Below are 10,175 nucleotides of genomic sequence, written 5' to 3'. Positions count from 1 at the left end.
GCCCGACGTGCGCGCGCGGCTGCCCGCCGGGGCGGCCGGGCCGTCGGAGCTCCCGGGCCGGTCCTCGGTCGGAGCGGCGCCGGACGCGGGGAGCCGGTTCTCGCGCTCCAGCTGCTGTTGGCGCAGCTGGCGCCGGGTGGGAATCTGTTCCTGCTCGGGGGCCGGGATCTTGGGCAGCGCCGCTGTCAGGGTCTTGAGCGCACGGCGGGCCTCACGTTCGCGGGCACGGGTCTGCGAAGACCGCTCGCCCTGGCGTTCGCGGGACTCCGTCCGACTGTCGCCGGACGCCTGGGCAACTTCTCCCCCGCCGTCGACTGGGGCCGCTGCCTGGGCATCCGGTGCCTGGGAGACGTTCCCGGAGGCATTCTCCGGACCCGTACCGGCGCCGTCGCGCTGCCGCCGGATGTCCCGGCGGCTGGGCGGCGGCTGGGATTGATTGCTCATGCTTTGCTGATCACCCAGAAGTAAACGACTGATTTCATTGGCTTGGTTGCAGTTGGCTCAGGGCGACGGCGCCGTCCGGCGCGCGCCGGTAGAGACCATACTTGGCTATGTACTGTACTACGCCGTCCGGCACCAGGTACCAGACCGGCTGGTTCTCGGCCACGCGCTCCCGGCAGTCCGTGGAGGAAATGGCCATCGCCGGAACTTCCAGCAGGCTCACGTCCTTGCGGCCCAGGTCGTGCAGCTCGTGGCCCGGCCGGGTCACGCCGACGAAGTGCGCCAGCGACCACAGCTCGTCGATGTCCTTCCAGGACATGATCTGCGCCAGCGCGTCCGCTCCGGTGATGAAGAACAGTTCCGCGTCGGGACGCCTCGCGCGCAGGTCCCGCAGCGTGTCAATGGTGTAGGTCAGTCCCGGCCGTTCGATGTCCACCCGGCTGACCGTGAACTGCGGATTCGATGCGGTGGCGATCACGGTCATCAGGTAGCGGTGTTCGGCCGGGCTGACCTCGCGTCCGCTCTTCTGCCAAGGCTGGCCGGTGGGCACGAAGACCACCTCGTCCAGGCCGAAGACCGACGCTACCTCGCTGGCCGCCACGAGGTGCCCGTGGTGGATTGGGTCAAACGTTCCGCCCATGACGCCCAGCCGGAGCTTGCGCCCCGGGTAAGTGAGGTGCAGGTCTCCGGCGTTGAGGGCTTTGACGGGCAGCGCGGACACGAATGGCTAGCGGCGCGAGGCCTGGCCGTGATCGTGCTTGTTCGGATGCTGGCGGTGCGGGTCCACGGTCTCCTCGACCGCCGAGTGGCGCTGCCCGACGCTGGTGAACGCGATGGTGGCGAACATCATGATCAGGAAGGCGGCCATGATACCGGCGCCGATCGCCCAGGCGGGGACCGGTAGTTCGACGTGGGCGGCTTCGCTGGCCACGAGTGCGGCGTCGAGGACCTGAGACAGCATGATTCTCCCTTGCGGTTCTTCAGCCCGGCCGCACGCAGGCGGACGGGATATGGCTTCCTACTCATGGTACGCGTTCCGGGCGCGGAACCGTGATTCGGCCGGGACAGGCCGGCCGGCACATGCCTAGTCGCGGACCTGGCCGTCGCCCTGGACGATCCACTTGGTGGTGGTGAGTTCGCGCAGCCCCATCGGCCCGCGGGCGTGCATCTTCTGCGTGGAAATGCCGACCTCCGCGCCCAGGCCCAGCTCGCCGCCGTCGGTGAACCGGGTGGAGGCGTTGACGATCACCGCCGCCGAATCGATCTCGGCGATGAACTTCTCGGCGTTGCGCAGGTCGTTGGTGATGATGGCCTCGGTATGGCCGGTCGTCCAGGTGCGGATGTGCTTGACCGCATCGTCCACGGAATCCACCATTGCCACCGCCAGGTCCAGGTCCATGTACTCGCGGCCCCAGTCCTCGTCGGTGGCGGTCTGGGCCTCGACGCCGGACGGCAGGATGCCGGCCACCCGCTCGTCCACATGCAGCCGCACGCCGGCACCGGCCAGCGCCGCGAGGACGTCGGCCGAGGCGGCCGCGTCGCGGTGCACCAACAGGGTCTCAACGGTGTTGCAGACCGACGGCCGCTGGGTCTTGGCGTTGAGCAGGATGTCCACGGCCATCTCCGTGCCGGCCGATTCGTCCAGGTAGATGTGGACGTTGCCCTCACCGGTCTCGATCACCGGCACCTTCGCGTTGTTCACCACGGACTGGATCAGCTCGCGGCCGCCGCGCGGAATCAGGACGTCCACGAGGCCGCGCGCCTGCATCAGCGCGGTGGCGCCGTCGCGGCCGTAGTCGTCCACGCTCTGCACCGCGTCGGAGGGCAGGCCCACCCGGTCCAGCGCGTCGCGGATGATGCCCAGCAGCGCCACGTTCGTGTGCCGGGCCGCGCTGCCGCCGCGCAGGATCACGGCGTTGCCGCTCTTGAGGGCCAGGCCGGCAATGTCGACGGTGACGTTCGGGCGCGCCTCGTAAATGGCGGCGACCACGCCCATGGGGACGTGGACCTGGCGCAGCCGCAACCCGTTCGGCAGGGTCTGCCCGCGCATGACGGTGCCCACCGGGTCCGGCAGCGCGGCCAGGTTCTGCAGGGCAGCGGCCAGTCCGTCGATGCGCTTGGTGTCCAGGGACAGCCGGTCCAGCAGTGCGGCACTGGTGCCGTTCGACTTGCCCTCGTCCAGATCCTGGCGGTTGGCCTGCAGCACCAGGTCCCGCCGGGCGATCAGCGAGTCGGCGATCTCCCGCAGCGCCTTGTCCTTCCAGGCCCGGTTGGCGCGGGCCATGCGGCGCGCGGCGGTCCGGGACCGTCCGGCAATCGCCTCGACGGCGGCGGCGGCGTCCGGTTTCCGGCCGTCCTGGAGCTCGTCGGCCGGGGACTGGGAAGAGGCTGTCTGGGTCATACCCTCGATTTTAGCCCGTGGGCGCGGCACAGCACGACGACGGAGGTCACGTTACGCCTCCGCCGCGGGCCGACGCGGTGCTTCAGAGCAGGACGAGGTCGTCCACGTGGATGACCTCGCGCTCGTACTGGCGGCCGAGCGAGGCGGCGAGCTCCCGGGTGGAGCGGCCCAGCATGCGCGGGAGCTCGTAGGAGGAGAAGTTGACCAGGCCGCGGGCGACCACGCGGCCGTCGCCGTCGGCCAGCTCCACCGGATCCCCCGGTTCGAAGTCGCCCTTGACCGAGACGACGCCGGCCGGCAGCAGCGACCGGTGCTTCTCGCGCACGGCCTGCACGGCGCCGTCGTCCAGCACCAGCCTGCCCTGCACGGAGGCCAGATGCGCCAGCCAGAGCAGCCGCGGGGGCCGGCGGGTGCCGCTGGCCGCGAACCAGGTTCCCACGTCCTCGCCGGCCAAAGCCCGCGCCGCGTTCGGCGTGGAGGTGACCAGGGCCGGGATGCCCGAGCCGGCGGCGATCCCGGCGGCCTCCACCTTGGTCACCATGCCGCCGGTGCCCACGCCGGCGGCGCCGGTGCGGCCGATGTTGACGCCGTCCAGGTCCTGGGGCCGGGCCACCAGCGGGATCCGCCGCGCGCCGTCCTTGGGCGGGCCGTCGTAGAGCGCGTCCACGTCCGAGAGCAGCACCAGCGCGTCGGCCTTGACCAGGTGGGCCACCAGGGCGGCCAGCCGGTCGTTGTCGCCGAAGCGGATTTCGTGCGTGGCCACGGTGTCGTTCTCGTTAACCACGGGGACGACGCCGAGGTGCAGCAGCCTGTGCAGCGCCCGGTAGGCGTTGGCGTAGTGCTGGCGCCGCATCAGGTCCTCGGCGGTCAGGAGCACCTGGCTGACGGTAATGCCGCGGGCGCCGAAGGCCTGGGTGTAGCGGGCCATCAGCAGGCCCTGTCCCACGCTGGCGGCGGCCTGCTGGGTGGCCAGGTCCCGCGGCCGGCGGGCCAGGCCCAGCGGGGCCAGTCCGGCGGAGATGGCACCCGAGGACACCAGGATGACTTCGCTGCCGGCGTTCCGGCGGGCGGCCAGCACCTGCACCAGGGACAGCAGGGCCTCCTCGGAGATGCCCCCCGCCACCGAAGTCAGCGACGACGAGCCGACCTTGACCACCAGACGTCCGGCCGTGGCCAGCAGGGTCCGGTCGGCCGCCGTGGCCGGCTCAGCGCGCATCGTCGTCGTCACTGTCTTCCTCTGCGGTCCAGGCGCCGGACTTGCGTTCGGCCTCGAGCTCGGCGCGGGTGGCGGCCCTGGCTTCCTTCCGCTCCTGGTACTGCTCGCGCTTCTCTTCGCGGGTGGGCCGGATGTACTCCATCAGGCGCAGGTCGGTGCCGCGGGGGGAGGACAGCAGCTCGGCGCCGGCGGCCATGGTGGGCTCCCAGTCGAAGACCACGGCGTCGTCTTCGCCGATAACCACCGTGTCGCCCGGGCGGGCGCCGGACTTGAACAGCTGGTCCTCGACGCCCAGCTTGGCCAGCCGGTCGGAGAGGTAGCCCACGGCTTCGTCGTTGTTGAAGTCGGTCTGCTTGACCCAGCGCTCCGGCTTGTCACCGAGCACCCGGAACAGCGGTTCCAGGTTCTTTTCCTCGCGCCGGATGATGAAGCCCCGCTCGTTCACGGAGCGCGGGCGCAGGACGGCGGGGGCCACCTTCGGCGGGGCGGCCTTCGCTTCGGCGCGCGCGGCGGCGACGATCCCGGCCATTGCAAAGCCGAGCTGGCGCAGGCCCTCATGGGTGGCGGCGGAGACTTCGAACACCTGGTAGCCGCGCTTTTCCAGTTCGGGGCGCACAAATTCGGCCATGTCGCGGCCGTCGGGCACGTCCACCTTGTTCAGCGCCACCAGCTTGGGCCGCTGGTTCAGCGGGACCACGTCGCCGTCGGCGCCGGCGTAGCTCATGTCCACGGTGTACTGTTCCAGTTCCCGCTCGATGATCTCGAGGTCGGCCAGGGGGTTGCGGTCGGCTTCCAGCGCCGCGCAGTCCAGCACATGCACCAGCGCGGCGCAACGCTCCACGTGGCGCAGGAAGTTGTGGCCCAGTCCCTTGCCTTCGCTGGCGCCCTCGATCAGGCCCGGCACGTCGGCGATGGTGAAACGGATATCGCCCGCTTGGACCACGCCCAGGTTCGGCACCAGCGTCGTGAACGGGTACTCGGCGATCTTGGGCCGGGCGGCGGACATGGCCGCGATCAGGCTCGATTTGCCCGCGGACGGGAAGCCGACCAGCGCCACATCGGCGATGGACTTCAGCTCAAGGACGATGTCCCGCTCGTCGCCCGGAATGCCCAGCAGGGCGAATCCGGGTGCCTTGCGCTTGGCCGATGCCAGCGCGGCGTTGCCCAGCCCGCCCTGGCCCCCGGCGGCGGCAACGAACTCGGCGCCCTCGCCCACGAGGTCGGCGAGAACGTCACCGTTCTTGGTCTTGACCACGGTGCCGTCGGGGACGGGCAGCACCAGCGTGGCGCCGTTCTTGCCGCCGCGCCAGTCCCCCATCCCCGGGCCGCCGTTGGTGGCGTGCCGGTGCGGGGCGTGGTGGTAGTCCAGCAGCGTGGTGGTCTGGGGGTCCACGCGAAGGATCACATCGCCGCCGTTGCCGCCGTTGCCGCCGTCGGGCCCGCCCAGCGGCTTGAACTTTTCGCGCTTGACGGAGACGCAACCGTGGCCACCGGATCCGCCGGATACATGCAGGACTACCCGGTCAACAAATGTTGCCACGTGATCGATCTCCTCTGTGCCGGTGGGCGCGAACCGAAACGGCCCACCAGTGATTCTAGTCTGGTTAAAACACCAGTGAGGCGGACCGACGGCCCGCCTCACTGGAAAGCTGTTAGCTGCTTGGATTACTCCGCAGCGGCAGCAACGATGTTCACGACGCGGCGTCCGCGGCGGGTACCGAACTCAACGGCACCGGCCTCGAGGGCGAACAGCGTGTCGTCGCCGCCACGGCCTACGTTGGCGCCGGGGTGGAAGTGCGTGCCGCGCTGGCGGACGATGATCTCGCCGGCGGAAACTACCTGGCCACCGAAGCGCTTCACGCCAAGGCGCTGTGCGTTGGAATCGCGACCATTGCGAGTGGAGCTCGCACCCTTCTTATGTGCCATCTGATTTGCCTACCTTTGTTTCTGAAGGAACGTTTACTATAAGTCAGCCGACCGCTTACGCGATGTCGGTGACCTTGACCTTGGTCAGTGCAGAACGGTAGCCCTGGCGCTTCTTGTAGCCGGTCTTGTTCTTGTACTTCTGGATAACGATCTTCGGGCCGCGGAGATTTTCGACGATCTCGGCGGTGACCTTGACGTTGGCCAAAGCATCGGCAGCAGAGGTGACCTTGTCGCCGTCGACCAGGAGCAGAGCAGGCAGCTCGATGGTGCTACCGGCCTCGCCGGGGACGCGGTCAAGGGTCACGAGGTCTCCAACGGAAACCTTTTCTTGGCGGCCGCCGGCGCGGACAATCGCGTACACCACTTGGGAACTCACTTCTCTAGACGTTTATTACAGTTTTTGCTCGAATACGCAGGCACGACGTGACGGCCTGGAAAGCACTGTGCATCCGCGCCTGCGGGTGGAAACCCTTCGAAGGCGTACGCACCGAAGATCTAGATTACGCTATTACGGCTATCAGCCGCAAACCAGCGGGCTCCGGGGGTGCCGGGACGGGCTCTGGCGTCATCTTCTCCTGGCACGGGCGGACTGCAATCCGCTCGGGCGCACCTGACAATACTACCGGCCAGGCCGGCCGGGCACGTGCACTTCGCCGCCGCGACACGCCGTGCGTGGATTCCGCGGCGGGAAATGGGCTGGGACGGCGTCCTCGGCCACCTGCCGGCCGGGCAGCCGGGAACCAGCCAGCCCAGCCGCTGCCGGGCACAGCCGCCCCGGACGCAGGCAGGCCGCGGAACCGATGCGGTCCGCGGCCTGCCCGGCATGCGACGGTGCCTACAGTTCCGAGGCCGGTACTCCTACACCCAGCACCACCGGAGCGGCGGCTTCATTCTTGTCCGCTGCCGTGTCGGCCAGCGCGGACCCGGCCGGGGCCGTGGCGGCGTGGCGGTGGCCGCCGTTGTTCTCCGCCGGGAGGGCGGCATCAACCGTCTGGACGGGAGCGTCGGCGGCACCCTGGGGGCTGCTGGCGGCACGACGGCGGCGCGGCTTGCGGACGGCGGCCGGTGCCGGAGCGGCCGGTTCGGCGGCCTTCGCGGCCGGGGCGTCGCCGTGCGGGGCCTGCGGTTCGGCAGCCACGGATGCCTCCACCGCGGTCGGCTCCGGTTTCTCCACCGGCGCTACCTTGTTGAAGGCCTCGGTGAGGCTCTCCAAGGTCAGCGAGGGCTCTTCCGGGGCGGCCGCCGGGCTGTGCACGGCGCGCGGGATGGCCACTGTCTCTCCGTTGATCTCCAGCACGGCGGCTTCGGGTCCCTCACCGGCCGATGCCGCGGGCACGGCAGTAGCGACGCCGGGATCGTCGGCACGGCGCGACCTGCGCTTGCGTCCGGAGGGCTGGCCCGACGCTCCCGCGGGCGCACCGGCCGCAGCGGCTTCGGGCTTGCCGGCAGCGGCGGCGCCGGCGGGTTGTTCGCCGTCGTGCTGCTTGGCCTTGGCCGTCTCCGGGTGCTCTTCCGCCTCGTGGGCGGCGTGCGCGGCGGCGGCGATGGTGGCCAGTGCCGCGCGGGCTGCCTCGGCCTTGGCCCGGCGCTCGGCGTCGTCTTCCTGGACCACGGCGGCCGGGGCCTCGGCGGCAGTCTCCTGCCCGCCCTGGCCGCGGTTGCGGCGCTTCTCGCTGCGCGACTGCCGTTCGGAGCGCTTCTCGATGCGGACCTGGTGGTGCTCGGTGGCCGCGGCGGGGCGGCGGTGTTCGACCGGCTCGTCGTGGGTGATCACGCCGCGGCCGGCGCAATGCTCGCACTGCTCGCCGAAGACTTCCAGCAGCCCGGTGCCCATGCGCTTGCGGGTCATCTGGACCAGGCCCAGCGAGGTCACCTCGGCCACCTGGTGCTTGGTCCGGTCGCGGCCCAGGCATTCGACCAGGCGGCGCAGCACCAGGTCGCGGTTGGACTCCAGCACCATGTCGATGAAGTCGATGACGATGATGCCGCCGATGTCGCGCAGCCGCAGCTGGCGGACCACTTCTTCGGCCGCTTCCAGGTTGTTCTTGGTGACGGTCTCTTCCAGGTTGCCGCCGGAGCCGGTGAACTTGCCGGTGTTGACGTCCACCACGGTCATGGCCTCGGTGCGGTCAATCACGAGGGAACCGCCGGAGGGCAGGAAGACCTTGCGGTCCAGCGCCTTGTGGATTTGCTCGTCGATCCGCTGGGCGGCGAAAATGTCCGTCTCCGACGTCCACTTCTCCAACCGGTCCACCAGGTCGGGGGCCACATAGGTCACGTAGGCCTCGATCGTGTCCCAGGCTTCTTCGCCGGAGACGACCAGCTTGGAGAAGTCCTCGTTGAACACGTCGCGGACCACCTTGATGGTCAGGTCCGGCTCGGCGTAGAGCAGCTCCGGTGCCAGCGTCTTGGTGGACCCGGCACGCGATTCGATGCCCTCCCACTGCGCGCGCAGCCGGTTGATGTCGTTCATCAGCTCTTCTTCGCTGGCGCCCTCGGCCGCGGTGCGGACGATCACGCCGGCTCCGTCGGGAACATGTTCCTTCAGGATCTTCTTCAGCCGGTTGCGTTCCACGTCGGGCAGTTTCCGGGAAATGCCGGTCATGGAGCCGCCGGGGACGTAGACCAGGAAGCGGCCCGGCAGCGAAATCTGGCTGGTCAGGCGGGCGCCCTTGTGGCCCACCGGGTCCTTGGTGACCTGCACCAGGACCGAGTCGCCGGACTTGAGCGCGAGCTCGATCCGGCGCGGCTGCCCGTCGAGGTGGGCGGCGTCCCAGTTGACCTCGCCGGCGTAGAGCACGGCGTTGCGGCCACGGCCGATGTCGATGAAGGCCGCTTCCATGCTGGGCAGCACGTTCTGCACCTTGCCCACGTAGACGTTGCCGATCAACGAGTCCTGCTGGGTCTTGGACACGAAGTGCTCGGCCAGCACGCCGTCTTCGAGCACGCCGATCTGTATCCTGTCGTCGCGCTGGCGGACCACCATCTGGCGGTCGACGGATTCGCGGCGGGCCAGGAACTCGGCCTCGGTGATGACCTGGCGGCGGCGGCCCGTCTCGCGGGACTCGCGGCGGCGCTGCTTCTTGGCCTCCAGCCGGGTGGACCCCTTGACCGACGCCACCTTGTTGCTGGGGGCGGTCTCGGTGATCGGCCGCGGCGCCCGGACCCGGGTGACCGTGTTGGGCGGGTCGTCGTCGGCACCGCCGGTGAGTTCAAGATCGGCATCGCCGCGGCGGCGACGGCGGCGGCGGCGCGAGGTCACGCCGTCCTTCTCGCCCGCAGCACCCTCCTCAGCGGCTTCGGCGGCCTCATCGCTTTCTTCGGTGCTGCCGGCCTCGTCGCCGGCGGCCTCCTCTGAGCGGTTGCGGGTGCGGCCGCGGCGGTTGCGTCGGCTGCGGCGACGCCCGCCGTCTTCGTCTTCCTCGTCCGACTCGTCGGCGGCAGCCGGTTCGGGCTTGGCGGCGACGGCGGACAGGTCCGGGGCGTGGAAGAGCAGGGATACCGGCGAGGAGGGGATCGTGAAGGGATCGGCCCCAAGTCCCGCCTCGGCGGAGATTTCTTCGGCCGGGTCTCCCCCGGCGGCGGACTGCTCCGCTTCGGCGGCGGCCTGCTCCGGCGTGGCGGCGGAGGTTTCCTCGACTGCAGGGGCGGCGGCGGCCGCGGTGGAACGACGACGGCGGGCGGGCGCCTTTGCGGGCTGCTCCCCTGCCGTGTTTTCGGCTTCGGTTTCCGTCGCGGCGGCGTGTCCGGCGACGGCTTGGGCGGCGTCTCCGTCGGCTGCGGTGGCCGGGGCTTCACCCTCGGCGACGGTGAGTTCGGCGGCCGCCGCTGCGGTGGCCTGGGCCTTGCTGCTGCTGCGGCGGGTGCGGGTGGCGGCGGTGCGGCGTTGGCCGGCCGGCTGTTCGGCGGGCTCGGCCGCTCCTTCGGCGGCCGGGACGCCTTCGGCTTCGGCGGGTCCGGCGACGGGCTGCGCCTCGGCGCCGTCCTGCGGAACGCTTTCCTGTGCCGCAGTCCCGGCGGCCAGGGCGGCCTGGGCGGCTTCGGCAGCCTTGTCGGCGGCGGTCTTGCGCGGCCGGCGCGTGCGGGGCTTGGCGGGCGGCGCTTCTTCGCCCGGCTGGTCGGCGCCGGGTTCACCGGCGGCTGCCGGTACTGTGCCCGGCTCCGCCGCGGCGGCATCTTCCGTCGGCGCGG

The 10,175-nt window shown here is 70.5% G+C and carries 9 protein-coding genes; all 9 read right to left on the bottom strand.

All coding sequences use genetic code 11. The features are described from left to right. Nucleotides 1–444 (bottom strand): hypothetical protein (locus AC5RUP_RS17060; RefSeq protein ID WP_494158789.1); only part of this gene is annotated, 444 nt, incomplete at its 3' end. Nucleotides 445–478: 34 nt separating this feature from the next. Continuing rightward, nucleotides 479–1,123, bottom strand: a complete 645-nt coding sequence (gene nadD, locus AC5RUP_RS17055; RefSeq protein ID WP_494001261.1) for a nicotinate-nucleotide adenylyltransferase — start codon at nucleotides 1,121–1,123, stop codon at nucleotides 479–481. 45 nt (nucleotides 1,124–1,168) lie between these two features. After that, a complete protein-coding gene (locus AC5RUP_RS17050; protein WP_494069155.1) occupies nucleotides 1,169–1,402 on the bottom strand; it encodes a hypothetical protein in 234 nt (77 codons plus the stop codon). 123 nt (nucleotides 1,403–1,525) lie between these two features. Further along, nucleotides 1,526–2,842, bottom strand: a complete 1,317-nt coding sequence (locus AC5RUP_RS17045) for a glutamate-5-semialdehyde dehydrogenase (protein ID WP_494154898.1) — start codon at nucleotides 2,840–2,842, stop codon at nucleotides 1,526–1,528. Between the two features lie 82 nt (nucleotides 2,843–2,924). Continuing rightward, complete coding sequence (gene proB, locus AC5RUP_RS17040; RefSeq protein WP_494014138.1) at nucleotides 2,925–4,058, bottom strand: glutamate 5-kinase; 1,134 nt, start codon at nucleotides 4,056–4,058, stop codon at nucleotides 2,925–2,927. Next, on the bottom strand, nucleotides 4,048–5,598 hold the full coding sequence (gene obgE, locus AC5RUP_RS17035; RefSeq protein WP_494154850.1) for a GTPase ObgE: 1,551 nt from the start codon (nucleotides 5,596–5,598) through the stop codon (nucleotides 4,048–4,050). The genes proB and obgE overlap by 11 nt, the downstream gene beginning before the upstream one ends. Nucleotides 5,599–5,723: 125 nt before the next feature. Further along, nucleotides 5,724–5,984: a 50S ribosomal protein L27 gene (rpmA, locus tag AC5RUP_RS17030; RefSeq protein WP_136785451.1), complete on the bottom strand. Its 261-nt coding sequence runs from the start codon at nucleotides 5,982–5,984 to the stop codon at nucleotides 5,724–5,726. A gap of 55 nt (nucleotides 5,985–6,039) precedes the next feature. After that, the gene (gene rplU / locus AC5RUP_RS17025) at nucleotides 6,040–6,348 is read right to left on the bottom strand and encodes a 50S ribosomal protein L21 (RefSeq protein WP_493977453.1); all 309 of its coding nucleotides are present in this window, start codon (nucleotides 6,346–6,348) and stop codon (nucleotides 6,040–6,042) included. A 471-nt stretch (nucleotides 6,349–6,819) separates the two neighbouring features. Further along, on the bottom strand, nucleotides 6,820–10,175 hold a 3,356-nt coding region (locus AC5RUP_RS17020; protein WP_494158788.1), incomplete at its 5' end, for an Rne/Rng family ribonuclease.

It is taken from the genome of Arthrobacter sp. Y3223151 (genome assembly GCF_059091125.1).
This window is presented reverse-complemented; position numbering and strand designations above follow the sequence as displayed.